This is a genomic window from Streptomyces cylindrosporus, from assembly GCF_022698165.1.
Lineage (GTDB): Bacteria > Actinomycetota > Actinomycetes > Streptomycetales > Streptomycetaceae > Streptomyces > Streptomyces cylindrosporus.
In genome coordinates this window covers 484,842-511,807 of the sequence record NZ_JALDAY010000004.1, presented here as the reverse complement: position 1 = coordinate 511,807, position 26,966 = coordinate 484,842, and the positions used below count along the sequence as shown (strand labels likewise).

General features: G+C 71.4%; 21 protein-coding genes, 1 tRNA gene and 1 pseudogene. 8 read left to right on the top strand and 15 right to left on the bottom strand.

The annotated features are described in order from the left end of the window. Positions 1–18 precede the first annotated feature (18 nt). The gene (locus tag MQP27_RS15260; protein ID WP_242765622.1) at positions 19–3,270 is read left to right on the top strand and encodes a S41 family peptidase; all 3,252 of its coding nucleotides are present in this window, start codon (positions 19–21) and stop codon (positions 3,268–3,270) included. A gap of 36 nt (positions 3,271–3,306) precedes the next feature. Further along, on the top strand, positions 3,307–3,627 hold the full coding sequence (locus tag MQP27_RS15255; protein WP_242765621.1) for an NIPSNAP family protein: 321 nt from the start codon (positions 3,307–3,309) through the stop codon (positions 3,625–3,627). A gap of 87 nt (positions 3,628–3,714) precedes the next feature. On the opposite strand, the gene MQP27_RS15250 is transcribed toward MQP27_RS15255, so the two are convergent. The 4 genes and pseudogenes from MQP27_RS15250 to MQP27_RS15235 form a co-directional block, all read right to left on the bottom strand. After that, entirely contained in the window at positions 3,715–3,942 is a 228-nt protein-coding gene (locus tag MQP27_RS15250; protein ID WP_242765620.1) for a hypothetical protein, read from the bottom strand. A gap of 87 nt (positions 3,943–4,029) precedes the next feature. Next, positions 4,030–4,914, bottom strand: a complete 885-nt coding sequence (locus MQP27_RS15245; RefSeq protein ID WP_242765619.1) for an SDR family oxidoreductase — start codon at positions 4,912–4,914, stop codon at positions 4,030–4,032. Further along, positions 4,911–5,999 (bottom strand): alpha/beta fold hydrolase, encoded by a 1,089-nt coding sequence (locus MQP27_RS15240; RefSeq protein WP_242765618.1) that lies wholly within the window; start codon positions 5,997–5,999, stop codon positions 4,911–4,913. The genes MQP27_RS15245 and MQP27_RS15240 overlap by 4 nt, the downstream gene beginning before the upstream one ends. A gap of 394 nt (positions 6,000–6,393) precedes the next feature. Further along, positions 6,394–7,906, bottom strand: a pseudogene (locus MQP27_RS15235) (flavin-containing monooxygenase); the annotation flags it as partial. A gap of 126 nt (positions 7,907–8,032) precedes the next feature. Between MQP27_RS15235 and MQP27_RS15230 the strand changes: the two are divergent. Continuing rightward, a complete protein-coding gene (locus MQP27_RS15230) occupies positions 8,033–8,683 on the top strand; it encodes a MerR family transcriptional regulator (protein WP_242765617.1) in 651 nt (216 codons plus the stop codon). Positions 8,684–8,716: 33 nt separating this feature from the next. Here MQP27_RS15230 and MQP27_RS15225 read toward each other — a convergent pair whose 3' ends face one another. Continuing rightward, positions 8,717–9,520: an exodeoxyribonuclease III gene (locus MQP27_RS15225; RefSeq protein ID WP_242765616.1), complete on the bottom strand. Its 804-nt coding sequence runs from the start codon at positions 9,518–9,520 to the stop codon at positions 8,717–8,719. A 77-nt stretch (positions 9,521–9,597) separates the two neighbouring features. On the opposite strand from MQP27_RS15225, the gene MQP27_RS15220 reads away from it, so the two are divergent. Next, entirely contained in the window at positions 9,598–10,074 is a 477-nt protein-coding gene (locus MQP27_RS15220) for a GNAT family N-acetyltransferase (protein ID WP_242765615.1), read from the top strand. A gap of 45 nt (positions 10,075–10,119) precedes the next feature. Here the strand turns inward: MQP27_RS15220 and MQP27_RS15215 are convergent, their stop codons facing one another. Together MQP27_RS15215 and MQP27_RS15210 are read right to left on the bottom strand one after the other, a co-directional pair. Beyond that, on the bottom strand, positions 10,120–10,779 hold the full coding sequence (locus MQP27_RS15215; RefSeq protein ID WP_242765614.1) for a response regulator transcription factor: 660 nt from the start codon (positions 10,777–10,779) through the stop codon (positions 10,120–10,122). Continuing rightward, the gene (locus MQP27_RS15210) at positions 10,752–12,134 is read right to left on the bottom strand and encodes a sensor histidine kinase (RefSeq protein ID WP_242765613.1); all 1,383 of its coding nucleotides are present in this window, start codon (positions 12,132–12,134) and stop codon (positions 10,752–10,754) included. Before MQP27_RS15210 ends, MQP27_RS15215 begins: the two co-directional genes overlap by 28 nt. 198 nt (positions 12,135–12,332) lie before the next feature. Between MQP27_RS15210 and MQP27_RS15205 the strand changes: the two genes are divergently transcribed. Both MQP27_RS15205 and MQP27_RS15200 read left to right on the top strand, forming a co-directional pair. Beyond that, positions 12,333–13,112: an ABC transporter ATP-binding protein gene (locus tag MQP27_RS15205; protein ID WP_242765612.1), complete on the top strand. Its 780-nt coding sequence runs from the start codon at positions 12,333–12,335 to the stop codon at positions 13,110–13,112. Further along, positions 13,106–15,595 (top strand): ABC transporter permease, encoded by a 2,490-nt coding sequence (locus MQP27_RS15200; RefSeq protein ID WP_242765611.1) that lies wholly within the window; start codon positions 13,106–13,108, stop codon positions 15,593–15,595. The genes MQP27_RS15205 and MQP27_RS15200 overlap by 7 nt, the downstream gene beginning before the upstream one ends. Positions 15,596–15,686: 91 nt before the next feature. Here the strand turns inward: MQP27_RS15200 and MQP27_RS15195 are convergent. The 7 genes from MQP27_RS15195 to galU form a co-directional block, all read right to left on the bottom strand. Next, positions 15,687–15,760: transfer RNA gene (locus tag MQP27_RS15195), tRNA-Ala, on the bottom strand. 112 nt (positions 15,761–15,872) lie between these two features. Beyond that, a complete protein-coding gene (gene sepX, locus MQP27_RS15190; RefSeq protein ID WP_242765610.1) occupies positions 15,873–17,135 on the bottom strand; it encodes a divisome protein SepX/GlpR in 1,263 nt (420 codons plus the stop codon). A gap of 196 nt (positions 17,136–17,331) precedes the next feature. Continuing rightward, positions 17,332–17,988: a GNAT family N-acetyltransferase gene (locus MQP27_RS15185; RefSeq protein ID WP_242765609.1), complete on the bottom strand. Its 657-nt coding sequence runs from the start codon at positions 17,986–17,988 to the stop codon at positions 17,332–17,334. A gap of 20 nt (positions 17,989–18,008) precedes the next feature. Beyond that, positions 18,009–18,524 carry a MogA/MoaB family molybdenum cofactor biosynthesis protein gene (locus MQP27_RS15180; protein ID WP_242765608.1) on the bottom strand — a complete coding sequence of 172 codons (516 nt, stop codon included), beginning with the start codon at positions 18,522–18,524 and terminating at the stop codon, positions 18,009–18,011. Continuing rightward, positions 18,521–19,033, bottom strand: coding sequence for a cyclic pyranopterin monophosphate synthase MoaC (moaC, locus tag MQP27_RS15175; RefSeq protein WP_242765607.1), 513 nt, complete (start codon positions 19,031–19,033; stop codon positions 18,521–18,523). The genes MQP27_RS15180 and moaC overlap by 4 nt, the downstream gene beginning before the upstream one ends. Positions 19,034–19,163: 130 nt before the next feature. Beyond that, a complete protein-coding gene (glp, locus tag MQP27_RS15170; protein ID WP_242765606.1) occupies positions 19,164–20,486 on the bottom strand; it encodes a molybdotransferase-like divisome protein Glp in 1,323 nt (440 codons plus the stop codon). Between the two features lie 5 nt (positions 20,487–20,491). Then, the gene (gene galU / locus MQP27_RS15165; protein WP_242765605.1) at positions 20,492–21,394 is read right to left on the bottom strand and encodes a UTP--glucose-1-phosphate uridylyltransferase GalU; all 903 of its coding nucleotides are present in this window, start codon (positions 21,392–21,394) and stop codon (positions 20,492–20,494) included. Positions 21,395–21,527: 133 nt separating this feature from the next. Between galU and MQP27_RS15160 the strand changes: the two genes are divergently transcribed. Next, positions 21,528–22,112 (top strand): 5-formyltetrahydrofolate cyclo-ligase, encoded by a 585-nt coding sequence (locus tag MQP27_RS15160; RefSeq protein ID WP_242765604.1) that lies wholly within the window; start codon positions 21,528–21,530, stop codon positions 22,110–22,112. 75 nt (positions 22,113–22,187) lie between these two features. Here MQP27_RS15160 and MQP27_RS15155 read toward each other — a convergent pair whose 3' ends face one another. After that, a complete protein-coding gene (locus MQP27_RS15155; protein WP_242765603.1) occupies positions 22,188–24,944 on the bottom strand; it encodes a penicillin acylase family protein in 2,757 nt (918 codons plus the stop codon). Between the two features lie 239 nt (positions 24,945–25,183). On the opposite strand from MQP27_RS15155, the gene MQP27_RS15150 reads away from it, so the two are divergent. Continuing rightward, positions 25,184–26,719 carry a potassium/proton antiporter gene (locus MQP27_RS15150; protein ID WP_242765891.1) on the top strand — a complete coding sequence of 512 codons (1,536 nt, stop codon included), beginning with the start codon at positions 25,184–25,186 and terminating at the stop codon, positions 26,717–26,719. Positions 26,720–26,966: the final 247 nt, after the last annotated feature.

The window sequence follows — 26,966 nt, the reverse complement described above, 5'->3', positions numbered from 1 at the left end:
CCGGAAAAGCATGGGGAGGTGACCTATCTGCGCCTGCCCCACCTCAGCGGTGACCTGTTGTGCTTCGTGGCCGAGGACGACCTCTGGCTGGCCCCCCTCGACGGCCCGGGCCGCGCCTGGCGCCTCACCGTGGACCGCACGAAGACCGGCCACCCGCGCTTCTCGCCCGACGGCACGACGATCGCGTACACGAGCTGGCGCAGCCTGGGCCCGGAGATCCACGTGGTGCCGGTGGAGGGCGGGCCGGGCAGACAGCTCAGCTACTGGGGCTCGCCGGACACCCAGGTCTGCGGCTGGACGCCCCAGGGCACGATCCTCGCGGTCGCCTCCCACGGCGAGCCCTTCTCGTACTTCACCTGGGCCTACAAGGTCTCCCCCGACGGCGCCCCCGGCCGCAAACTCCCCTGGGGCCCGGTCTCGGACATCCAGGTCGCGGAGATCGACGGCGAGCGCAAGACCCTGCTCCTGACCGGCACGCCACCCCACGAACCCGCCGCCTGGAAACGCTACCGGGGCGGCGCGACGGGCCGACTCTGGCTGCACGGCGAGCGGCTGCTGGCCGACCTCGACGGGCACCTGCACTCCCCCATGTTCGTCGGCGGCCGGATCGCCTTCCTCTCCGACCACGAGGGCATCGGCAACCTCTACTCCTGCGCGTACGACGGCTCCGACCTGCGCCGCCACACCGACCACGACGCCTTCTACGCCCGGCACGCCTCCAGCGACGGCACCCGGGTGGTGTACCAGTGCGCGGGCGACCTGTGGATCGTCGACGACCTCACGGACCTCGCTTCGGAGCCCCGCAGGCTCGACGTCCGCCTCAGCGGCCCGCGCGCCGGCCGCCGCCCCTACCAGGTGCCGGCCGCCCAGCACGTGGACGGCATCTCGGTGGACGAGACGGGCCGCGCGAGCGCCGTCGTCGTACGCGGCAGCCTGTACTGGCTCACCCACCGCGACGGCCCGGCCCGCACGATCACCGACACCCCGGGGGTACGGGTCCGGCTCCCGGAGATGCTGGGCTCGGTCGGCCAGGTCGCGTACGTGACGGACGCGGAGGGCGAGGACGCGGTCGAGATCGCCTACCTGCCCCGCGCGACCGGCGACCGCGAGCCCCGCCGGCTGGCCTCCGGCGAGCTGGGCCGGGTCCTCGAGCTGGTCTCCGATCCGCGGGGCGAGCGCCTGGCCATCGCGGCGCACGACGGGCGGCTGCTGCTGATCGACGCGACGGAGGACTCCAACGGAGAGGTGACCGAGCTGATCCACTCGGTCAACGGGCCGGTGCGGGACCTGGCGTTCTCGCCGGACGGCGGGTGGCTGACGTGGTCGCATCCCGGCATCGGCCGCTCCCTCCGCCAGATCAAGATGGCCCGTATCTCGCCCAAGGGCGGCGCGGACCGCCTGATCGTCGACGTGACGAACGGCCGCTTCGAGGACGAGAACCCGGTCTTCACGCGCGACGGCCGCTATCTGGCCTTCCTCTCCTGGCGCGGCTTTGACCCGGTGTACGACGTCCACACCGGCGACCTGTCCTTCCCGCTCGGCTGCCGCCCGTACCTGGTCCCCCTCTCCTCCGCCACCCCCTCCCCCTTCGCGCTCACCCCCGAGGGCCGTCCGGCGGCCGGGGGCCTGGACCCCGTCGACGAGGACGAGGGCGACGGCGCGGTGACCGTCGAGGTCGAGGGCCTGGCGAACCGGGTCACGCCTTTCCCGGTCCCGGCCTCCAAGTACTCGGCGCTGTACCCGGTCGCGGGCGGCGGCCTCGTCTGGCTGCGCTGGCCGATCTCGGGCGCCCTCGGCGAGACCTTCGCCAACCCGGACGACACCAGCGGCCGCCCCACCCTGGAGTACTTCAACATCAGCAAGGCGAAGAAGTCCGAACTCGTCGACCACCTCGACTGGTTCGCGGTCAGCGGCGACGGCACCCGCCTGGTGGTGGTCGACGAGGGCGACCTGCGAGCCGTCCCGTCGTCCGAATCGGGAGACGGCGATACGACGGTGTGGATCGACCTGCGCCGCATCCTGCACGAGGTCGACCCCGCCGCCGAGTGGCGCCAGGCGTACGAGGAGGCGGGCCGCCTGATCCCGGCGTACTTCTGGGACCCGGGGATGTGCGGCATCGACTGGCAGGGGGTCCTCGACCAGTACCGCCCGCTGGTCGAACGGGTGGCGTCACCGGACGAGTTCGCGGACCTGCTGCGCGAGGTGCTGGGCGAGCTGGGCACCTCGCACGCCTACGTCACGGCCGCCCGCCGCAACGAGGGCCCGCCGCACTACCAGCGCTGGCAGGGCCTGCTCGGCGCCAACTTCGTGCGCAGGGAGGAGGGTTGGGTGGTCAAGCGCATCCTGCCCGGCGACTCCTCGGACTCCAAGGCCCGTTCACCGCTGGCCGGCACGGGCATCCGGGAAGGCGCGGTGCTGACGCACGTCGACGGCCGCCCGGTGGACCCGCTGACGGGCCCGTATCCCCTGCTGGCGGGCGCGGGCGGCACGACCGTGGAACTCACCTTCACCCCGGCGGAGGGCGAGGCGGGCCGCTCGCGCCGGGTCGCGGTGGTCCCGCTCCTCGACGAACGCCCGCTGCGCTACCAGGACTGGGTGGCCAAACGCCGGGCCGTGGTACGGGAGTTGAGCGGCGGCCGCTGCGGCTACCTGCACATCCCGGACATGGGCGGCTCCGGCTGGGCGCAGTTCAACAGGGATCTGCGGATGGAGGTCTCGCGGCCCGCGCTGATCGTGGACGTGCGCGGCAACGCGGGCGGCAACATCAGCGAGCTGGTCATCGAGAAACTGACCCGCACGATCCTGGGCTGGGACCTCACGCGCAACGCCCAGCCGGTGTCGTACGCCTCCAACGCCCCGCGCGGCCCGGTGGTCGCCCTGGCCGACGAGGCGACGTCGTCGGACGGCGACATGATCACGGCGGCGTTCAAGCTGCTGAAACTGGGCCCGGTGATCGGCCAGCGCACCTGGGGCGGAGTGGTCGGCATGACGGGCCGCCACCAGCTGGGCGACGGCACGATCATCACCGTACCGATGAACGCGGCATGGTTCGACGCGTACGGCTGGGGCGTGGAGAACCGAGGCGTGACCCCGGACCTGGAGATCCTCCGCACCCCGCTGGACTGGGCGGAGGGCCGCCACGCCCAACTCGACGACGCGATCAAACTGGCCCTGGACCTGCTGGAGACCAACCCCCCGGCAACACCCCCGGACTTGAGCGACGTCCCGGACCGCTCCCGCCCGAAACTGCCGCCGCGCACATTGCCGTGAGGCACAGAATGACTCCGTAAGACACAGAATGACTCCGTGATCACTTGCCATCTGCGCTACGAAATCGACCCCCGGCAGATCTCCGCGTTCGAGAGGTACGTGACGGGCTGGATACCGATCGTCAACCGGCTCGGCGGCACCCACCACGGCTGCTTCCTGCCGCACGAAGGCGCCAACGACATCGCCTACGCGCTGTTCTCGTTCCCCAGCCTCACGGCCTACGAGTCCTACCGCGAGGCCATTCGCCAGGACCCCCAGGCACGCGAGCTCTGGCAACTCAGCGAGCGGACCGGCTGCATCCGCCGCTTCGACCGCACCTTCCTGCGCCCCGCGTTCGAGCCGACCGCCGCAGCGTGAAGCCGTACCCGCGCCGGCGACACGCACGTGGGGCGCCCCGAGAACCGGGGCGCCCCACATCACGTCGGCCGAAGCCAGGCGCAGCAACTACACGTCGTAGTCCTGGTCGAGGCGGTCCTGCTCCTCGCGCTGCATCCGCTCCGACTCCTCGTCACGCATGCGCTCCTGGCCCTGTCGGCCGCGCTCCTGACCCTGGCGGCCAGGCTCCTGGCTCTGCCGGCCGCGCTGGCCCTGCTCCCGCGCCTGCTGGGCCTTCTGCTTGGCCTGCTCCTGCCACTGCTCCGACTTGTCCTGGAACTGGTCCTTCATACCCATGTGGGTTCACTCCCGTGAGTGAGGGGAAACGGTCCCGAGCCGGGACCTCGACCAGATTCACACGCCCGGACAAACCTCGCATTTCGATCAGTTACGGCGAGTAGCGCGAGCCTCCTCATCGGCCGCCCCACCTGCACCGACGAGCCCCGACCGCATGCCCTCCAACCGTGCACCGAACCGCTTCATCTCCCGCTGCCCGACCGTCCCGATGAGCCCCGGCAGATACCCGCGCACACCCTGCATCCCGCGCAGCCACCACTGCCCGTACACATGGCTGGACCGCCGCTCGATCCCGGCCACGATCCGGTCCACCGCGGGACCCAGCGGATACGTCTTGTTGGACGGCCACGGCAGCCGCTGCCGCAACTCCCGCATGACCTCGTCCTGATCGGCCCCGCGCACCATGTCGGTGTCGGTCCAGGACAGATACCCGACCCCGACGCGCACGCCCTTGTAGCCGACCTCGGCGCGCAGACTGTGCGCGTACGCCTCCACACCGGACTTGGAGGCGCAGTACGCCGTCATCATCGGCGCCGGCGTGATCGCGGCCAGCGAGGCGATCTGCAGCAGATACCCGCGGCTCTCCATCAGCACCGGCAGGAAGGCCCGCGCCGTCACCGCCGAACCGATGAGGTTGACCTCGATCACCCGCCGCCAGGCCTCCGGATCCGAGTCGACGAAGGGCCCGCCGGTCGCGACCCCGGCGTTGGCGACGACGATGTCGACCTTCCCGAACCGCTCCTTGACCTCCCGCGCCACCCGGGCCATCGCCTCGTGGTCGGTCACGTCGGCGTACCAGTGGTCGCTGTCGCTGTGCAGCCGCTCCGACACCTGCTTGAGCACGTCGGGTTCCAGGCCGACCAGCGCGACCTTGGCGCCGCGCGCCGACAACTTCCGCGCGAGCAACTCCCCGACACCGCGCGCGGCACCCGTGACGACGGCCACCTGCCCTTCGAGGCTGACCTTGCTCATGCGCCCTCCTTGAGCGTCTCGACGGACTGGACGGACTCGACGGACTCGACCGACTGGACGGACTCGACCGACTCGGCGGACTGGACCGACTCGGCGGTCCGGTCGATGCCGGCGGTGTGGGCCGTGTTGACCGTGTCGGCAGTGTTGGCGGTGCTGGCCGTCTCGGCGGCGTCGGCAGTACTGGTGGTCGCGTACGTCGTCACGAGTTCCCGGATCCGGTCGCTGACCAGTTCCGGCGCCTCGATCGGAGTCATATGGCCGAGCCCCGGCAACTCGGTGCTGCCCACGCAGTTCGGCAGCGCGGCGGCCAGTGCCCGCGCGTGCACGGGTGGCGTGAGCCGGTCCGCCGTACCCGCGATCACCGCCGTCGGCACCTTCAACTCCCGTACGCCGTGGTCGAGGTCGAGCCCCGCCAGCACCTCCGACCAGGCGTGGCGCACGGCGCGCGGACAGGCGTGCACGATCCGCGCGCACGCCTCCACCATGTGTGGGGCGGAACCGGCGCCCATCGTGGCGTACTTGAGAATCCGCCGCGCGACCGGCGTGACCGGCCCGAGCGGGGCGCGCGACCCCAGCACGCGCGCCGTCAGCCAGGTGCGCAGGCCCCCGGCGCGAAACGGCAGGACGAGCGACTCCGCGACCAGCCGCGAACTGCCGGTGCTGCACAGCAGGACGGCGGCGGCGTGCTCGCGGAACCGGGGGCGCGTGGACGCGGCCATGACCGTCATCCCACCCATGGAGTGGCCCACGATCACCGCGCGCTCCCCGGGCGCGAGCGTCTCGCCGAGCACCGCTTCGAGATCGTCCGCCAGCGCGCGGGTGGTGCAAGCGGGGCTCGCGGGACTGCGCCCGTGCCCCCTCTGGTCGTAGGCGATGACCCGGTGGTCCACGGCCAGATCCCGTATCTGCGCCGCCCAGAAGGCGGTCGAACAGGTCCACCCGTGCGCGAGGACGACAGGGGGCGCGTCCACGGGCCCGTGCACCTCGACATGCAACCGCGCGCCGTCGGCGGAGACGGCGACGAGTTCGCGAGCGGGGGTGGGCGGGGCGTAGGGCCCGGAGACCACATGCATCAGCCGACTCACGCGCCGACCTCCGCCTGCGAGCCGACGGGCGCGTCCGCCACACCGGGGGCGCATACGCCACTCTGCACGCCCTCGTCACCTGCGGGGGCGCGCGTCACATCCTGCGCGCCATCCTCGCCGACAGGGGCGCCTTTCTCGCCTCGCGCGCCCTCCTTGTCGGCGGGGGCGCTCGCCGCATCCCGCACGCCCTGCTTGCCGCGTGAGGCGCTCTTCTCGCCTCGCGCGCCCCCCTTGCCGACGGAGGCGCTCTTCCCGCCCCGCGCGCCCTGCTTGCCGACGGGGGCGCTCGCCGCGCCTTGCACGCCCTCCTCGCCGCTGGGGGCGCTCGCAGCGTCCCGTACGCCCTCCTCGCCGCCAGCGGCGCTCGCCGCGTCCCGCGCGCCCTCCTCCGCCGGCCCGCTCCCCTCAGCCACCGAACTCCCCCCTCCCGGCCCCCGGATGAGTTCGTACTCCGCGAGATCCACCCGCCGTGTCGCGCTGCGGAACTCCGTCGTCGTGCCCGGCCAGATCGTGGTGTTGCGGCCGTTCGCGTCGAGGTACCAGCTGGTGCAGCCGCCGGTGTTCCACACGGTCCGCTTCATGCGCTCCTGCACACGCCGGTTCCACGCGGCCACCGCGCCGGGGCGCGCGTCGAGCGCCGCACGCCCCCCGAGGACGTCGAGCTGCCGTACGAAGTCCGCCATGTAGTTGAGCTGCGACTCGATCATCAGGATCATCGAGGAGTTCCCGAGCCCGGTGTTGGGCCCGATGATCGTCATCCAGTTCGGGAACCCGGCGGCGGAAGCACCACGCAGCGCCTCCATCCCGCCCTTCCAGGCCTCGGCAAGGGTCTTCCCCTCGGCCCCCACCACCCGGTCGGCGATCGGCATGTCGGTGACATGGAACCCCGTACCGAAGACGATGGCGTCGACCTCGGCCTCGCTCCCGTCCGCCGCGACGACCGTCGACCCGCGGATCTCGCTCACCCCGCTCGCGACGACGTCCACGTTCGGCTGGGCGAGCGCGGGATAGTACGTGCTGCTCAGCAGGATCCGCTTGCAGCCGATGCGGTAGTCGGGCGTGAGCTTGGCCCGCAGGGCCGGGTCCTTGATGGCCCGCGCCATGTTCCGCTTGGCCAGCTGCTCGACCAGCCCCAGCTCGTTGGGCCGCTTGGTGAAGGCCTGGACCTGCAGTTCCCGTATCCCCCACAGCAACCCGCGCCGCGCCTGCGTGGTGAAGGGCAGCGCCCGGTGCAGCGCCCGCTCGGCACCGCTGATGGCGCGGTCGACACGGGGCATCACCCAGGGGGGCGTGCGCTGGAAGACCGTGAGCCGTCCGACCTCCGGCTGGATGGCCGGCACGATCTGAATGGCCGACGCACCCGTCCCGACCATCGCGACCCGCTTGCCGCGCAGGTCGTAGTCGTGGTCCCAGCGCGCGGAGTGGAACACCTGCCCAGGGAAGGACTCCAGCCCCGGAATCTCGGGGATCTTGGGGTCGGACAGCGGCCCGGTGGCGGACACCACGATGTCGGCGGACAGCCGCCCGCTGCTGGTCTCGATCTCCCACCGCAGCTTCTCGCCGTCCCAGGTCATCATCTTGACCTCGGCGTTGAAGCGGATGTGGGGCCGCAGCAGGAAGACGTCCGTCACATGCTCCAGGTAGGCACGGATGTGCTCCTGCCCGGAGAAGGTGCGGGGCCAGTCGGGGTTGGGCGCGAAGGAGAAGGAGTACAGGTGGGAGGGCACGTCGCACGCGCACCCGGGATAACTGTTGTCGCGCCAGGTGCCGCCCACGCTGTCGGCCCGCTCAAGGACGACGAAGTCGGTGACGCCCTCCCGCCGCAGCCGCACGGCGGCCCCGAGCCCGCCGAACCCGGACCCGATCACCGCCACCCGCACATGCTCCCGCTGCTCCCGCTCAGCCATGCCGATGCCTCTCCTGCGCGACTCCGCCAGTGAACACTGGCGCAATGGGACTGTAGAGCAGCTCCGTACCGATGGGTAGGGGGCGGGGGAAGGAAAGTTACCGGCGGTACAACATAGGCTGCGCCCGTGACGGAGAAGCGTGAGTACCGCATGGAGGAACTGGCCCGGCTGGCCGGCATCACAGTCCGCACCGTGCGCTTCTACCGCGAACGCAAGCTGATCCCGCCGCCCCGCCGAGAGGGCCGCATCGCCTGGTACGACGACCACCACCTGGCCCGCCTGCGCACGATCGCGGCGCTCCTCGAACGCGGCCACACCCTCACCGGCATCGCCGAACTGGCCGAGGCCCTCGACCACGGCCGCGACGTGGCCGACGTCCTCGGCGTCGCCCCCACCGAGGAGGAGCCGGTCCGCCTCACCCCCGAGGAACTCGCCGCCCGCTTCGAGGGCCAGGTCACCCCGGAGAACCTCGCCGCCGCCCTCGACCTCGGCTACCTCGGCACCGACGGCGACGAGATCGTCCACATCAGCCGCCGCCTCCTGGACGTCTCCGCCGCCCTGGTCCGCGAGGGCATCCCCCTGGCGGAGGTCCTGGAGGCCGGCAAACGGGTCCGGGAACACGTGGACGACCTGGCGGAGATGTTCGCCGAGGTCGTCCTCCGCCACGCCACCGAGGACGACCTGCAGCGCCTGCGCCCCCTGGCCCGGAGCGTGGTCGAGGCAGAACTCTCCCTGGCACTGGACCGCCGCCTGCGCAAACGGAGCGAGGACAGCTGACGGCCGTACACCGCCGTACGCCCCAGACGGGGTCTAGAGGTCGTACACGACCGTGACCGGCGCATGGTCCGACCAGCGCTCGGCATGCGTGGCCGCGCGTTCCACGTGACCCTTGATCGCCTTGGCGGCGAGTCCCGGTGTGGAGACGTGGTAGTCGATGCGCCAGCCGCTGTCGTTGTCGAAGGCGCGCCCGCGGTACGACCACCAGGAGTACGGCCCCTCGACCTCGGGGTGCAGGGCCCGTACGACATCGACGTAACCCCCGTTCTCCGCGTCGAAGACCTGCCCCAGCCACTCCCGTTCCTCCGGCAGGAAGCCGGAGTTCTTCTGGTTGGCGCGCCAGTTCTTGAGGTCGGCGGGCCGGTGGGCGATGTTCCAGTCGCCGCAGACGACGACCTCGCGCCCGTCGGCGGCGGACCGCTCGCGCAGCTCCTTGAGGTAGGCGAGGAACTCGCCCATGAAGCGGACCTTCTCGTCCTGGCGCTCGGTGCCGACCTCACCGGACGGGAGGTAGAGGGAGGCGACGGTGACACCGGGCAGGTCGGCCTCGACGTACCGCCCGCTGACGTCGAACTCCGTCGATCCGAAGCCGACCTGGATGCGGTCGGGCTCGCGGCGCGTGTAGAGAGAGACACCGGCGCGACCCTTGGCGGCGGCCGGCGCGTGGACGACGTGCCAGCCGTCGGGCGTGCGGACGTGTTCGGGCAGCTGCTGCGGCTCCGCGCGCACCTCCTGCAGGCAGAGCACGTCGGCGGAGGTCCCGGCGAGCCACTCCACGAAGCCCTTCTTCGCGGCGGCGCGCAGTCCGTTCACATTTGCGGTGGTCACAGTGAGCACGCGCGAACGATACCGGCACACTGGACGGAGCCAGACTGCCCACCCTTCAACTTCCGCATAGGTGTACGGTAACCAGCATGATTATACGTCGCGTCTCCTTCGACCACCCTGACGCCGTGAAGCTGAACGACCAGGTCCAGGCCGAATACCACGTCCGCTACGGCGACGGCGGAGACGCGACCCCCCTGGACCCGTCGCACTTCGAGCCCCCGAACGGCGTGTACTTCATCGCGTACGACGAGTACGACAGCCCCGTCGCCACCGGCGGCTGGCGCGCCCAGGACGCCAACGACGAGGGCTACGCCGACGGCGACGCCGAGCTCAAGCGCATGTACGTGGTGGACGCGATGCGGGGTCGCGGACTCGCGCGCCGCATCCTGGCCGCCCTGGAGGAGGACGCGCGGGCGGCGGGCCGCGTCCGCATGGTCCTGGAGACCGGCACGAAGCAGCCGGAGGCCATCGCCCTGTACACGTCCAGCGGCTACGCACCGTGTGAGAAGTTCGGCTACTACCGCGAGTACGAGTCGAGCAGGTGCTTCGCGAAGGCACTGTGAGGGCAGCGGCGGCCGGCGCGCTTCCTTCCTGAGCCGGGTCGGCGCTCAGCCTCTGAGGTACGCCAGCACGGCGAGCACTCTGCGGTGGACGTCGTCCGCCGGAGGCAGGTCCAGCTTGGTGAGGATGGAGCCTATGTGCTTGCTGACGGCCGCCTCGGAGACGACCAGTTCCCGGGCTATCGCGCCGTTCGACCTGCCCTCCGCGACCAGCGCCAGCACCTCCCGCTCCCTCGCGGTCAGCCGCGCGAGCGGGTCGCGGCGGCGGCGCAGCAACTGCCGCACGACCTCGGGATCGACCACCGTGCCACCGCCCGCGACGTCCCGCAGCGCGTCCACGAACTGCTCCACCTGCCCCACCCGGTCCTTGAGCAGATAGCCGACGCCGGTCCCGTCCCCGGAGTCGAGCAACTCCGCGGCGTACGACCGCTGCACGTACTGGCTGAGCACCAGCACCGGCAACCCGGGCCGCTCCGCCCGCAACCGCACGGCCGCGTGCAGCCCCTCGTCCTGGAAACCGGGCGGCATGCGTACGTCGGTCACGACCACGTCCGGCCTGTGCTCGGCGACGGCGTCGACCAGGGCCTCCGCGTCCCCGACGGCCGCGACGACCTCGTGCCCGAAACGCCCGAGCAGCCCGATCAGCCCTTCGCGCAGCAACACGCTGTCCTCGGCGAGGACTATGCGCAAGGCGTGATCGGCCGGCACGGAATCTCCACTCTGAGCAGGGTCGGTCCACCCGGCGGGCTGGACACTGCGAGTCTGCCATCGAGCACTGACACCCGGTCCGCGAGCCCGGTCAGCCCACTCCCGGCGCCCGGCTCCGCACCCCCGCGCCCGTCGTCCCCGATCCGCAGCACGAGGCGCCCGTCCCGATACCCGCCGCTCACCTCGGCCCGCCCCGCCCCACTGTGCCGGGCCACGTTCGCGAGCGCCTCGCGCACGACGAAGTACGCGGCGGACTCCACAGCTTGCGGCAGCCGCGGCAGCTCCAGGTCGACGTCGACGGGCACCGGGCTGCGATCGGCCGCGTCGGCGACCGCCGCCTCCAGGCCGTAGTCGGCGAGCACCTTGGGGTGGATGCCCTGGATCAGCTCGCGGATCTCGGCGAGCGCCTGCCCGGCCTCGTCGTGCGCCTTGGTGAGCTGGTCGGCGAACGGTCCCGGCGGCGCATCGAGCCGGGCGAGCCCCAGGGTCATGGTGAGGGCGACGAGCCGTTGCTGTGCGCCGTCGTGAAGGTCGCGCTCGATGCGGCGGCGCTCGGCCTCGAAGGCGTCGACGAGGCGTGCGCGGGAGCGCACGAGTTCGGAGAGGCGCGCGTTGTCGGTGGTGCGCGCCGGAGTGAGGAGTGTGCGCGCGAGCTCCACACGCGCACCGGCGGCGGCTCCCAGGGCATACGCGCCCGCGCAAAGCAGTGCGAGCCCGAGCGCGGCAACGGCGCACGCGCCGCCCCAACTCTCCACGCTCCACAACTTCACCACCTTGGCCTCCCCCTGCACACCGACCAGCACAGGCGCACCCACCATGGACAGCGGAACACCGGCGCACAGGACGACGGCGAGCGCGTCGAGCGGCCACAACACCACCCCGAGCAGGACGGCATACGCCAGCTCGCGCCAGGTCGCCGCCTCCCGCAACCGCGTCGCAAGCCACACGCGCAACCCCGGCGCGTCCGGAACCTTGTGCGCCCCCTGCGGCAGCCGGTGCGCCGTGCCCGACGCCAGGTGGGCAGCGCTCGGCGCGAGACGCGCGCCCTCCGGCACCCAGCGCACCTCTTCCGCCGGCCGATGCGCCGTGCCCGACCCCGCTCCCGCCCCCACTCCCACCCACCTCAACCGCCACCGCTCAACGGCGGCCACAGGCAACCCGATCAGCGCGGTCAGCAGGAGCAGCGGCAGTCCGACGAGCACGACGGCCAGCGCACCCCCGGCCACGGCACCGCACGCGATCACCACAAGGACGACGGCCCCGAACACCGCCCCGCCACCCAGATAGGCGACCGCCCGCCACGGCCACGCCGACCGCAGGTACCCGCGCCCGCCCAACGCCCGCCAGATCTCCATGACGATCACGTTAGAAGGGGCTCGCGGCCCGGACCATACGGCTCGGTGGAGCTCTGGGGTATGCCTGGCCCTACCCCCAACTCTCGTCCCTGCCGCACTGATTCGGACCCCCGAGCCGAGGTTTCGTAGTCCCGCAGTCACCGGTCCACCGGCCGAACCGCCAACCGAACCACCAAGAGACACGGGGAACGAGACCAGATGAGAACCCACGCCACCGGCACGATCGACGCGCTCAAGACCATCAACGCGGTCGAACTCCACGACGTCCACCGGGAGTTCGGCACCGGCACCGGCACCGGCAAGGTGACCGCACTGGACGGCGTCTCCCTCGCCTTCCCGCGCGGCACGTTCACGGCGGTCATGGGCCCGTCCGGCTCGGGCAAGTCCACGCTGCTCCAGTGCGCGGCCGGCCTGGACCGCCCCACCGCGGGCTCGGTCCGCCTCGGCGGCACGGAACTCACGGCCCTCACCGAACGCAGGCTCACCCTCCTGCGCCGCGAACGCATCGGCTTCGTCTTCCAGTCCTTCAACCTCCTCCCGTCCCTGACCGCGGCACAGAACGTCGCCCTCCCCCTCCGCCTGGCCGGCCGCAGAGTCCCGAAACCGCAGGTTCGCGAGGCCCTGCACCGGGTCGGCCTGGGCGCCCGCACCCACCACCGCCCCGCCGAACTCTCCGGTGGCCAGCAACAACGCGTCGCCCTGGCCCGCGCCCTGATCACCCGCCCCGAGGTCCTGTTCGCCGACGAGCCGACGGGCGCGCTCGACACCCGGACCGGCAAGGACGTACTTACGCTGCTCCGCACCCTTACCGACACCGAGCACCACACGATCGTGATGGTCACGCACGACCCCTTGGCGGCGTCGTACGCGGACCGGGTCGTCTTCCTGGTCGACGGAGCCGTGAGCGGCGAACTGACCGGCGCGTCCGCGCCGGAGATCGCGCACCACATGACCACCCTGGAGGCCGCCCCGTGCTGAGCATTGCGCTGCGCACCCTGCGCACCCGTTGGGCCACCTTCACCGGCAGCTTCGTCGCCCTGGCACTCGGCGTCTGCCTGCTCACGGTCATGGGCCTGGCCCTGGCGTCGTCCTTCGACGCCCCCGAACGCCGACCGGAACGTTTCGCGACGGCCGAGGTGGTGGTCCAGGGCCAGGACACCCTGCGGGTGAGCACACCGTCCGGCGTCCGCACCGAGAAGCTCGCGAGCCCACGCCCGATCCCGAAGCGCACGATCGCCGCGCTGCGCAAGCTGGGCCCGGTCACCGAGGACCGCTCCTTCGCCGTACGGGCAAAGGGCGCGCCGCAGGACTTGCTGGGTCACCCCTGGTCGACGGCCCGGTTCGCCCCGTACGAACTGGCCACGGGCCGGGCCCCCCGAACCGCGGACGAGGTCGTGGCGACGGGCACCTGGACCTCCGTGGGCCACCACCTGCGCACCACCTCGGGAACCCTGAAGGTGGTCGGCACCGTCCACGAACTCCCGTTCGAGAACGCCCTGTTCTACACGGACGCCCAGGCGGCCCGACTCGCCCCGGTGAGCACGCAGTTGGTGGTGGGGGCCGCTGCGGCGGAGGTGCGGCGGGTGGTGAACGGGGGCGGTGCGAGTCCGACCCAGGGCGAGCACGCCGACGGCAGTGGCACCGACACCGGCCCCCGCGTACTGACCGGCGACGCCCGGCTCCTCGCCGACGCGGATCCCGACAGGGACAGCGCGGCTCTCACCACGCTGAACGCCCTGTTCGGAACGGCCGGCGGCGTCACGGGCTTCGTGTCGGTGTTCGTCGTGGCGTCGACGTTCGCCTTCGCGGTGGCACAGCGGCGCCGGGAGTTCGGGCTGTTGCGCACCGTGGGCGCCACGCCGGGTCAGATCCGTCGGACGGTGTGCGCGGAGGCGTTGCTGATCGGCGCGCTCGCCTCGGCGGCCGGCTGCGCGTTGGGCGGGTACGCCGCCCCGCACCTGGCGTCCCGGGTGGTCGACGGCGGCCTCGCGCCGGTGTGGTTCCGGATCGGCGGCGCCACATGGCCGTACCACCTGGCCTTCTGGACGGGCTTGCTGGTCTCCCTGTGCGGTGCGGCGACCGCGTCCTGGCGGGCCGGCCGAACCCCGCCCACGCAGGCCCTGCGCGAGGCGTCGGTCGACGGCGTGCCTCTGCCCCGAGGCCGCCTCCTCGCCGGTACGGCTTTGCTGCTCACGGCGGCCGCGACGCTCACCCTCGCTCTCGTGACCGACCCCGGCGACCTCCTCCACCGCAAGACGTACGTCAGCCGCCCGATGCTCCTGATCACGGCGGTCGCCCTGCTCTCGCCCGCCCTGATCCGCCCCCTCGTCCGCCTGACCGCCCGTTTCCCGGGCCCCATCGGCATGCTGGTCCGCGAGAACACCGCCACCGCCGCCCGCCGCACCGCGTCCCTGGCGGCGCCGATCCTGATCACGGTGGCCCTGACGGGCTCGTTGCTGGGCACGACGGCAGCCCTGAACGCCGCGAGATCGGCGGAGGCCCGGTCCCGCACCACCGCCGACTTCGTACTGACGTCGCCGGTCCCCTTCGCCGACACGACCGTCGACCGCCTGCGCGCGATCCCCGACACGGTGATCTCCCCCATCGCGTCGAGCGCGGTCTACACGCTCGAGGACGATGTGGCCCTCATGAAGTCCGAGGCGCGCGCGACCGACCCGCGCGCCCTCGCGGCAACGACCCGCCTCCCCCTCACCGCCGGCCGCGTCACGGCCCTCGACGACGACTCGATCATCGTCAACGAGGAGTGGCAGACCCACACCGTCGGCCACCGGGTGACCGTCTGGCTCGCCGACGGCACCCGCAAGTCCCTCCGCATCGCGGCCGTGATGCCGACGGGCACAGGCGACAACGGCGTGTACGTCACCCCGGCCAACGCCCCGCGCGCCCCCGTGCGCCGTATCGACGTGACGGTACGAGGCGACACGGACCCGGCACAGGCGGCGGCGACCTTGCGCAGGCTGGCGGCGGGGTCGGGCGCCGAGCTCCTCACCCGTCAGGAGTGGGTACGGCGCACAGCTCCCGCGGGCGCCTGGTCCCCCACGGACCGCGCGACCCGCCTCGGTTTCCTCCTGGTCCTGGGCATCGCGCTCCTCTATACGGGCATCTCGGTGGCCAACACCCAGCTCATGGCGGCCGCCGACCGCCGGCGCGAACTGACAGCCCTGCGCCTGGCGGGCGCAACCCGCGCCCAGCTCGTGCGCCTCACCACCGCGGAGGCCCTGACGACGGTGGCCCTGGGCACGATCCTGGGCCTCTTGGTGACGGCCCTGAACCTGATCCCCGTCTGGACGGCCCTGACCCTGCAGTCGGCGAGCCCGTCCCTCGCCCTCCCCTGGCAGCCCCTGGCCACCACGACGACGGCATGCGCCCTCCTGGCCATCGCCGCGGCCCTGCCGTCAACGGCCCTCGCCCTGCGCCGCAACGCACGGCGCCCTCTCTGACGAAGCCTCAGCAAAACAAAGATCCCGCCCGATCAACCGATCGGACGGGATCTCATCAACTGCTTCAGGTTTCCCTGAACAGTTGTTGCGGTGGACCTGAGGGGATTTGAACCCCTGGCCCCCTCGATGCGAACGAGGTGCGCTACCGGACTGCGCCACAGGCCCTTGCAACGAGTGAAACTCTAGCACCCCGATCCGCGTGCTTGGAAATCCGTTCCCGGCCGGCGGAGGGCGGCAGCGGCACAGGTGGGACGGGTGAGGGGGCGCGTGGAGCGGTCTACTCGTTGGCGGCCCGTGGCCGCTCGCCGTCCTCGTACTGATCGAACAACGGCGTACGCCCCCGTTCCCGCGCCCGCCGTGCGGAAGCCGCCCGGCGGGCGTCACTGCGCCCGTCGTCGTCCGCCTTCTCCTCCGCGGCAACGGTCTCCGACGCTTCCGCGGCCTCCCGCTGCCCGGCACCGGAGCCGCCCTGCGCCTCCTGATCCGGCGTGACGGAACTCGACCGCGCCGAACTCCACGCGTCCGGCGCCCCGAGATCCACGTCCGCGGTCGCCCGCGGAGCGACGGGCGCGGTCACGTACGTCGGCAACGGCACCGGCACCGGGTCCCAGCTGTCCCCGTGCCCGGGCCGCCGCTGCCGCTCGCGCTGCTGATCGACCCACTCGGCGTGGTCGGTCTGCTCGACGAGCGCGCGCCGGTCGGCGGCCAGCGCGGACAACCCGGGATCGGTCGCGGGCTCTGGCACTCCCTCCGGCTCGTCGACGTCCGCCTCGCCGGCGCTACGGCGCCGCGGCTGCCGCGCCCGCTCCCGCAGTCGCTGGGCGGCGGCCTCGGCGCGGCGGCGGTCCATCTGATAGGCGAAGCGGCGGCGCTCCTGGGAACGCAGGTAGGCGATGTACCCGCTGAGCAGCACGGCGGGCACGCCGGGCGCCCACAGGAAGGCGAGCCCGCCCACCGCGGCGACGATCGCGCCGAGCGTGAAGGCGATGAAGAGCACCACGGTTGTGCGCCGACGGCGCGCGAGGACCTTCGTGCGCCGGGCGCGCGCGGCGGCCGCTTCTTCGGAGGGCGTGCGCCGGGCCGCGGGCACGCGCTTGCGCGCGGGCGCGGGGCTCGATGCGCGCGCGGGCGCGGAGTCGGAATGACGCGCGGGCGCGGATCCGGAACCGGGCGCCGGCGCTTCCGCCTGTTCACGCGCCGGTTGCGTACGCCCCGAAGCCGGCGCCGGCGCCTCTGTCCGGACCTCCGCCCGCGCCTGCGGCCGGGTCGGAGGCATGGCGAAGGCCCGGACGTCCACCGAGTCGGTGACGACGTCCGGAGCGTCGGCGCTGGGCTCCCCCTCGTCGGCGGAACGCGCGCGCAGGTCCTTGGCGTACCGGCGCTCCATGCCCGCCCGTCCGGACAGCAACCGGATGGCTGTGCTGAAGCGTTCCGTCGGACGGGCCTCGTTCAGCTCGTCCTGCCTACGGAGCCACATCGGCACCAAGTAGGCGGCCCAGGCCCCGACAATGACTGCGTAGATGAGGCCGCTGCTGCTCACGCCTCACACGGTAGAGGGGTTTGCGTGAGGCCATCTGCCAATTGGGCCGGTGTGTCGCACGATCTGGCTGATATTTCGAACTTTTTTTGTGACCGATGCGATCAGCAGCCCACCGAGGGCGCGAATTTAATGCCTTGAGACGGTCGCCGAGCGATCAATTTCGAACAAGCATTCAATTTCTCGGGCTTTGGGCGGGCTATGCGGGATTCCCCGGCGTGTTCTGCCGGTTCCGCGGGGCGTCGCGGGACGCGTCGTGCGACGTCTGCTGGGAGCGTGCCCGCTGCCAGCGGTTGAGCAACCCCTCGGGGACCTCTTCCGCGGTGAGGGCGAAGACGAGGTGGTCGCGCCAGGCGCCGTCGATGTGGAGATAACGCGGCCTGAGCCCCTCCTCGCGGAATCCGAGTTTCTCCACGACCCGGCGGCTGGGCCCGTTCTCGGGGCGAATGCAGACCTCGATGCGGTGCAGACCGACGGTCCGGAAACAGTGGTCCACGACGAGCGCCACGGATGTCGGCATCACACCGCGGCCGGCCACCGACTCGTCCACCCAGTAACCGATGTGCCCCGAACACATGGAGCCCCAGGTGATTCCCGCGACCGTCAACTGCCCGACGAGCCGCCCCTGGTACTCGATGACGAAAGGCAGCATCCGGCCCGAGTTCGCCTCGGAGCGCAGATGCCGGACCATCTGGCGGTAGGTCGGCCGGTGCGCGATGGGCCCGCTCGGCGTGGGCGGCGGGATGGTCGCCTCCCAGGGGCGCAGCCAGTCCCGGTTGCGCCGGTTGACCTCGCGCCACGCCCGCTGGTCGCGCAGCTTTATGGGCCGGAGGACGATGTCACCGTCCGCCAGCACGACGGGCCAGGATGGGCTGTTCAGCTCGCACCCCCACTGATGGCGCCGGGTCTCGGGTGGTCGCCGCCGCGGATCTGGTCGACGGCGTGGACCAGCAGGGTTTCCAGGATGGCCAGTCCGTCCTTCACCCCGCCGGTGGAACCCGGCAGGTTGACGATCAGCGTCCCGGCCGCCACTCCGGCCAGTCCCCGGGAGAGCGCGGCGGTCGGCACCTTCTCCCGTCCGAACGCCCGGATGGCCTCCGCGATGCCCGGCACCTCGTAGTCGATCACCTTGCGGGTCGCCTCGGGCGTGCGGTCGGTGGGTGAGATGCCGGTGCCGCCGGTGGTGACGACGACGTCGTAACCAGCCTCGACGCCCGCGCGCAGCGCCGCCTCCACGGGCTCCCCGTCGGGGACGACCCGCGGCCCGTCGACGGCGAAACCGAAGCCTTCGAGGCCCTTGGCGATCAGCGGGCCGCCCTTGTCCTCGTAGACCCCTGCGGCGGCGCGGTTGGAGGCGGTGACGACGAGCGCGCGATAGGGCACGGCGCTCATGTCCGGCTCCAGTGGCCCGACTTGCCGCCCGTCTTCTCCTCCACGCGCACGTCCGTGATGACCGCTCCCTTGTCGACCGCCTTGACCATGTCGATCACGGTGAGCGCGGCGACGGAGACCGCGGTGAGGGCCTCCATCTCGACGCCCGTACGGTCCGTGGTCTTCACGGTGGCGAGGATCTCCACGGCGTCGTCCGCGACCGACAGATCCAGTTTCACACCGGACACCGACAACGGGTGACACAGCGGGATGAGGTCCGGGGTGCGCTTGGCGCCCATGATGCCCGCGATGCGCGCTGTGGCGAGGGCGTCACCCTTGGGCATCCCCTCACCGCGCAGCAGCTCGACCACGCGCGGTGAGACGAGGACGCGTCCGCTGGCGCGCGCCGTGCGCGCCGTCACGTCCTTCCCTGACACGTCGACCATGCGGGCGGCACCCGCCTCGTCGATGTGCGTCAGGCGGTCCTGCGCGGAGGGTCCGGGGGTGTCCCCCCGGGAAGGCACGGTCATGGTGTGTGGCGCTCCCGGTCCGGGCCCGTCGCGGTGCGGCGCATGGGCCTGTTGTGCGCGACACGGTACCCCCAAGTCGGCGCGAACAACTGCTCAGGACCGCCCCACGGACCGCCACGCGCGCGTGGGCTCAGCCGAGCAGGACGACCTCGACCTCGGTGCCGGGTTCGACGGACTCCACGTCCTCGGGTACGACGATCAGCGCGTCGGCGTGCGCGAGGGCCGCGACCAGGTGCGATCCGGCACCGCCGACCGGTGTCACGGACCCGTCGGCGTAGGCGCCCCGGAGGAACTGCCGTCGGCCCTTCGGCGAGGTCAGCGCCTTGCCGGTGGCGAGGGTCGCGCGCGTGCGCGGCCGGTGGACGTCGTCGAGCCCCATGAGCGTGCGGATCGCGGGGCGCACGAACAGCTCGAAGGAGACGTACGACGACACCGGGTTGCCGGGGAGCGCCAGCAGCGGGGTGTGGTCGGGGCCGATGGAGCCGAAGCCCTGGGGCTTGCCGGGCTGCATGGCGAGCTTGCGGAACTCGATGCCGCTGCCCGCCTCGTCCTCGTCGCCTACGTGGGACAGCGCCTCCTTTACGACGTCGTACGCCCCGACGCTCACGCCGCCGGTGGTCACCAGGAGGTCGGCGCGGACGAGCTGGTCCTCGATGGTGGAGCGGAGGGTCTCGGCGTCGTCGGGGACGGCGCCGACCCGGTAGGCGATGGCGCCGGCGTCGCGGGCGCACGCAGTGAGGGCGAAGCTGTTGGAGTCGTAGATCTGGCCGCTGCCCAGCTCCTCGTCGGGCTGGACGAGCTCGCTGCCGGTGGACATGACGACCACGCGCGGGCGCGGGCGTACGCGTACCGTGCCGCGCCCGATCGCGGCGAGCAGCGCGATCTGGGGCGGCCCGAGGACCGTACCCGCGTCGAGCGCGCGGTCCCCGGCCTTCACGTCGCTGCCCTTCGCGCGTACGTGCGCGCGTGCCTCGGCCGGCCGGTACACGTGCACGTGCCCCTCGGCGCCCTCGGGGGCGAGAGCGCGGGCGCGCATCCCGGCCACCGGGCCCTCGCCGAGACCCCCGTCGGTCCACTCGACGGGGACGACGGTCTCGGCGCCGGGCGGCAGCGGGGCGCCGGTCATGATGCGGGCGGCCTGGCCGGGACCCACGTGGATCAGCTCGGCCTGGCCCGCCGCGACGTCCCCGACGACGTCCAAGACGGCCGGGAACTCCTCGCTCGCGCCCGCGACATCCGCGACCCGTACCGCGTACCCGTCCATGGAGCTGTTGTCGAACGGCGGCAGCGAGACCGGCACCGTGACGTCCTCGACCAGGACGCAGCCCTGTGCGTCCAGGAGGTTCAGCTCGATGGGTTCCAGGGGGCGAACGGTCGCGAGGATGTCCTCCAGGTGTTCGTCCACCGACCACAGGTGGTCCGGGCCGGTGGTGCGGGTCGCGGCGCTGCTCAAGATCGCTACATCTCCTCGGCTACGTAACTGCGAAGCCAGGTCCGGAAGTCCGGGCCCAGGTCTTCACGTTCGCACGCGAGTCTGACAATGGCACGCAGATAGTCGCCGCGGTCCCCGGTGTCATAGCGGCGGCCCTTGAAGACGACGCCGTGCACGGGGCCGCCGACCTTCTCGTCCTGGGCGAGCTGCTGGAGGGCGTCGGTGAGCTGGATCTCGCCGCCGCGGCCCGGCTCGGTCTTGCGCAGTATGTCGAAGACGTGCGGGTCGAGGACGTAGCGGCCGATGATCGCGTAGTTCGACGGGGCGTCCGCCGCGTCGGGCTTCTCGACCATGCCGGTCACCTTGACGACGTCGCCGTCCTCGGTGGTCTCCACGGCCGCGCATCCGTAGAGGTGGATCTGCTCCGGCGCGACCTCCATGAGCGCGATCACGCTGCCGCCGTGCTGCTCCTGGACCTCGACCATGCGCGCGAGCAGCGGGTCGCGCGGGTCGATCAGGTCGTCGCCGAGCAGGACGGCGAAGGGCTCGTGGCCCACGTGCGGGGCGGCGCACAGCACGGCATGACCGAGCCCCTTGGGGTCGCCCTGGCGCACGTAGTGCATGGTCGCGAGGTCACTGGACTCCTGGACCTTGGCGAGCCTCCCGGCGTCGCCCTTCTTCTGGAGCGCCGACTCGAGTTCGTAGTTGCGGTCGAAGTGGTCCTCCAGGGGCCGCTTGTTGCGGCCTGTGATCATGAGGACGTCGTCGAGGCCCGCGGACACGGCCTCCTCGACCACATACTGGATCGCCGGCTTGTCGACGACCGGCAGCATCTCCTTGGGAGTGGCCTTGGTGGCCGGCAGGAACCGGGTACCGAGGCCGGCTGCGGGAATGACAGCCTTGCTGATCCTGGGCTGGGACTGAGTCATGCCCGCAACCTTATCCGGTGCCTTTGTAGGGAATCTGTGGCTCCGGTTAATTGGCTCTCATATGAGCGCATTAGGAAGGGTACGGGTACGACCTGTGGGTCACAGCGGACGTGCGGCCGAGACTGACAAGCGAATGTTGCGGCGAGAGTTCCTCGCGGTGAGGAACAGGTTGACGGCGGATGACCTGCGGGAAGCCGCGGGCGCGCTGGCGGGGCGTGCGCTGGAGCTGCCCGAGCTGGCGCGGGCGCGCTCGGTGGCGGCGTACGTCTCCGTGGGGAGCGAACCGGGCACCCTCGCGCTCCTGGACGCGCTGCACGCGCGGGGCGTGCAGGTCCTGCTCCCCGCGCTCCTGCCCGACAACGACCTGGACTGGGGCGCGTACGCGGGCGAGGGCTCCCTCGCCCGCGTACAACACGGCGGAAAGATGGCGCTGTTCGAGCCGTCGGGCGAGCGCCTCGGCCCGGACGCCGTAACCGGGGCCGACGTGGTGCTGCTGCCGGGGCTGGCGGTCGACGGGCGCGGAATGCGGCTGGGGCGCGGCGGGGGATCGTACGACCGCGTGCTGGCGCGACTGGAGCGCGCGGGCGCGCACCCCGCGCTGGTGGTGCTCCTCTACGACTCCGAGGTCGTCGAGCGCGTTCCCGCGGAGGTGCACGACCGGCCGGTGGACGCGGTGGTGACGCCGTCGGGCGTGCGCCGCTTCCAGAACAGCGCGTGAAGCGCCGTGGGGCGCGCGACATTCGCCACGCGCCCCACGGACGAAACCCGCGCCTCTCGGCTCACCGCCGGAGGCTCACGGCTTCAGCACCAGCGTGTCGCTCGTGCTCTTGTCGACGGCCTTCTCCGAGAAGTTCCAGTCCAGCAGCTCGCCGTCGGCCCACTTGCTCGTCTGGTCGGTGTAGTGGGAGCTGTAGGCGTGCCCGGACGCCCCGGTGAGGTTGATCCACTTCGACTTGTCGAGGTCGTCGAGGTTGACCACCATGCGCATCGAGGGGACCCACACCACGCCGTAGCCGCCGGCGGCGTTCCAGCCGGTGGCGTTGACCGTGGCCTCGCCGCCGCTGAGCTTCCAGGGGCCGCGGTTGAGGATGTACTTCAGGAAGCCGGGACCGTCGGTGCCGAGGGTCTGGTTCTTCAGGAACAGGCGGTGCAGCCGGCCCCAGCTCCAGGTGTCGATGTCCTTGCCGAGCTTGGCGGTCAGCTCCCAGCGGGCGTCGATCATGGCGCGCTTGAACAGGTCGTCGCGGTTGTTCTCGGCGCCCGGCCGGGTGAGTGACTTGGGCGTGGTCCACCAGTCGCTCTTCGGGTCGTCCATGAGCTTGCGCACGACCTCGAACCAGCGGTCGCCGCCGTCCGGTTGCGCCTGGTCGGCGTCGCGCTCGCCGCACTCGCGGACCTTCTGCGTGTCGTCCGCGGGCCCGGTGGTGTTGACCGGGTCGACCCACAGGCACTGGCCCTTGACGCGCAGTTCCTTGGGCAGCTTGTTGCCGAAGGCGAGCTTGAGGATGTTGCGCCAGACCGCGTTGAAGTAGGCGGCCGCGGCCGAATCGGCGTCCTGGGTGTAGTCCCAGCCCTCCAGCAGTTTCTGCGCCTCGCGGACGTCCTTGTCCTTGACGTCGATCTTCAGCAGCGCGGGCACGACCTTCTGGGCGATCACGCTCGTGTCGTCCAGCTGCATCTGGCGCATGTCGTCCGTGGAGATCTTTCCGCCGCCCTTGATCTTCTGCTCGATCAGGTCGGTGATCCGCTGGCTACGGGTGCCGTAGCCCCAGTCCGTGGTGAGCGTGTAGGGGTACTTGTCCGGGTCGATGACGGCCTGGTTGGCGGTGACGATGTAGCCGCGCTTCGGGTTGTACTCGTAGGGCAGCGCGTCCGAGGGGATGTACCCGGTCCACTTGTAGCTGGAGTCCCAGCCCGGCGCGGGCAGCGAACCGTCGTCCTTCTTCGCGCGCGTGGGGATCTTTCCGGGCAGCGTGTAGCCGATGTTGTCCTTGTCGGCGTAGATCAGGTTCTGCGAGGGGACGTCGAACAGCTTTGCCGCGGAGCGGAATTCGCTCCAGTTCGACGCCTTGTCCATGGCGAAGACGGCGTCCATGGTCGTGCCGGCGTCGAGCGCGGTCCAGCGCAGCGCGATGCCGTAGCCGTCGCCGCGGTCGGGTGCGGCCGTGTCGACGGTGGCCTTCTTGCCGACCTTCACGAGCTCGTCGTCGCGGTCGGACAGCAGGGGGCCGTTGTTGGTCTCGCGGACGACGATCTTCTTGGAGGCGCCGCCGGCGACCTTGATGGTCTCCTCACGGGTCTTGAACGGCTTGACCGTGCCGTCGTACAGGTAGCCGTCGCCGCTGAGCTTCTCCAGGTAGAGGTCGGTGACGTCGACCCCGGAGTTGGTCATGCCCCAGGCGATGTCGGCGTTGTGCCCGATGACGACGCCGGGCATGCCCGCGAAGGTGTAGCCCGTGACGTCGTACTGGCACTTGCTGGAGACCGTGCGGCAGTGCAGGCCCATCTGGTACCAGACGGACGGCAGCGAGGCCGACAGGTGCGGGTCGTTGGCCAGCAGCGGGTGGCCGGTGATGGTGTGACTCCCGGCGACGACCCAGGAGTTGGAGCCGATGCCCTGGCCGTTCACGCCGACGGCCGTGGGAACGTCGTCCAGGACGTCGTAGAGGCCCGAGAGCTGGCTCGTCAGGGCCGAGCCCGCCGAGGTCGACGAAGAGCCCGTAGAACCGCTTGTGGACGTTCCGCCGGTCGACGTGGAGCCGTTCTGCTCGAACGTCTGGGTGAGCTCGTCGTACTGGCCCTCCTGGACGATCGCCTTGTTGCGGTCGTACGGGTAGTCCGGATACAGGTCCTTGATCTGCTTCGGGCCGAGACGGCTGGTCATCAGGGCGCGGTCGATCTCGTCCTGCATGTTGCCGCGCAGGTCCCAGGCCATCGCCTTCAGCCACGAGACCGAGTCGACCGGGGTCCACTTCTCCGGCTTGTAGTCGTTGGTGAAGCCCAGGGCGGCGTATTCGAGGGAGATCTCCTTGCCGTCCTTGCCCTGCAGATAGGCGTTGACCCCCTTGGCGTACGCCTGGAGGTACTTCTTGGTGGAGGCCGACAGCTTGGTGTCGTACTCCTCCTTGGCGACGCGGTCCCAGCCCAGGGTGCGCAGGAACTCGTCGTTCTTGACCTGGCTCTTGCCGAACATCTCCGACAGGCGCCCGGAGGTCATGTGGCGGCGCACGTCCATCTCGTAGAACCGATCCTGCGCCTGGACGTAGCCCTGCGCCATGAACAGGTCCTCGTCGGACGAGGCGTAGATCTGCGGGATGCCGTAGCCGTCGCGCTTCACGTCGACGGGACCTGACAGGCCGTCGAGGGTGATCGAGCCCTTCGTCTGCGGGAACGACGCGCGGACGGTGCTGATCGACCAGTACGCCCCATAGGCGACGCCTCCGATGATGGCCAGGACCAGCACCAGAACGACCAATCGGGCTTTGCGCCCCTTCTTCCTGCCGGACTTGCCGGGCTTGTCACCCGTTGTGGCGGTGATGTTGGGGGGCATCGCTGTCCTTGCTGTCCTAACGCGAGCGGCAGGCGGGCTGTGACGTTGAATGAGCGCTGGAGCAACCATAGGCGCAGGGCCTACGGCCCCTTGACGCGGAGTCGGGAACGGGCGCGGAAGCGCGTTCGGTCCCGCCTCCGGAAGCGTCAAGAAATCGTCAAGAGTTAGGTAAGGTAACGAAGTACTTGGATGCGGAGTTCCTCGGCTTCGTGTCCTATGTACGTGAGCTCCCGCGCGGGATGCGTGTGAGCCAGGGAAGGGAACGGCCGCTGACTGTCCACCACCTCAACCAGCTTCTGCTCGTCTGCTCGCTCGTCCTGCTCGTCGCCGTGGCAGCGGTCCGGATCTCCTCGCGCAGCGGGCTCCCCAGCCTGCTCGTGTACCTGGGGATCGGCGTCCTCATGGGTCAGGACGGGATCGGCAACATCCACTTCGACAACGCCGAGATGACCCAGGTCATCGGATACGCCGCCCTGGTCGTGATCCTCGCCGAGGGTGGCCTGGGCACGAAGTGGAGGGAGATCAGGCCAGCCCTGCCGGCCGCCTCCGCGCTGGCGCTGGGCGGGGTCGCGGTGAGCGTCGGGGTGACGGCGGCGGCCGCGCACTACCTGATCGGGCTGGAGTGGCGGCAGGCGCTCATCGTCGGGGCCGTCGTCTCCTCGACGGACGCGGCGGCGGTCTTCTCGGTACTGCGCAAAATCCCGCTCCCCGCGCGCGTGACGGGCACGTTGGAGGCGGAGTCCGGCTTCAACGACGCCCCTGTCGTCATCCTGGTGGTCGCGTTCTCCACGGCGGGCCCGGTCGAGCACTGGTACGTGCTGCTGGGCGAGATAGCGCTGGAACTCGCCATCGGCGCGGCCATCGGGCTCGCGGTCGGCTGGCTCGGCTCCTGGGGTCTCAGGCACGTGGCGCTGCCCGCCTCCGGCCTGTACCCGATCGCGGTCATGGCGATCGCCGTCACGGCGTACGCGGGGGGCGCGCTGGCGCACGGCAGCGGCTTCCTCGGCGTCTACCTCGCCTCCATGGTGATGGGCAACGCGAAGCTGCCGCACTGGCCCGCCACGCGCGGGTTCGCCGACGGGCTCGGCTGGATCGCCCAGATCGGCATGTTCGTCCTGCTCGGTCTCCTGGTCACCCCGCACGAACTCGGCGACGACGTGTGGCCCGCGCTGGTCATCGGCCTGGCGCTCACCATGGTCGCGCGCCCCCTGAGCGTGGTGCTGTGCCTGCTGCCCTTCCGGGTGCCGTGGCAGGAACAGACCCTCATGTCCTGGGCCGGGCTGCGCGGCGCGGTCCCCATCATCCTGGCGACGATCCCGATGGTGCAGGGCGTCGATGCCAGCCGCCGCATCTTCAACATCGTCTTCGTCCTGGTCGTCGTCTACACGCTGATCCAGGGGCCGACGCTGCCCTGGCTCGCCCGCAAGCTGCGCCTGGGCGAGGGCGCCGAGGCCGCCGACCTCGGCATCGAGTCCGCACCGCTGGAACGGCTGCGCGGGCACCTGCTGTCCGTCGCGATCCCCGAGGGCTCGAGGATGCACGGCGTCGAGGTCAACGAACTGCGCCTCCCGGCCGGGGCCGCCGTCACGCTCGTCGTCCGCGACGGAAAATCGTTTGTCCCCCTGCCCACGACGGTCCTGCGGCGTGGCGACGAGCTCCTGGTCGTCGCCACGGATCCCGTCCGGGACGCGGCGGAGAAGCGGCTGCGGGCCGTGGGGCACGGGGGCAAGCTGGCCGGGTGGCTGGGGGCGAACGGGGCGGGCGCGGGGCGCTGAGGCGCGGGGCGCTGAGAGGGCGGTGTGCGCCGGGGTGGGCCGCGCTGATGGGTGCCGGGGGCGCGCTGCGGGGCGGGCGGCGTTGCGAGCGGGGGGAGCGTGCGGTCGGGGTTGGGGCGTGCGCCGCGCGCGGTGTGGGCGGGCAGGGGGGCGTGCACGGCGCGCGAGGCGGCACTCCATGTCGTTAATGGCGTGTTTCGTACGGTTCACGCCCCCGTCATTCGCAGGTAAACGCGGCGCATGGTGC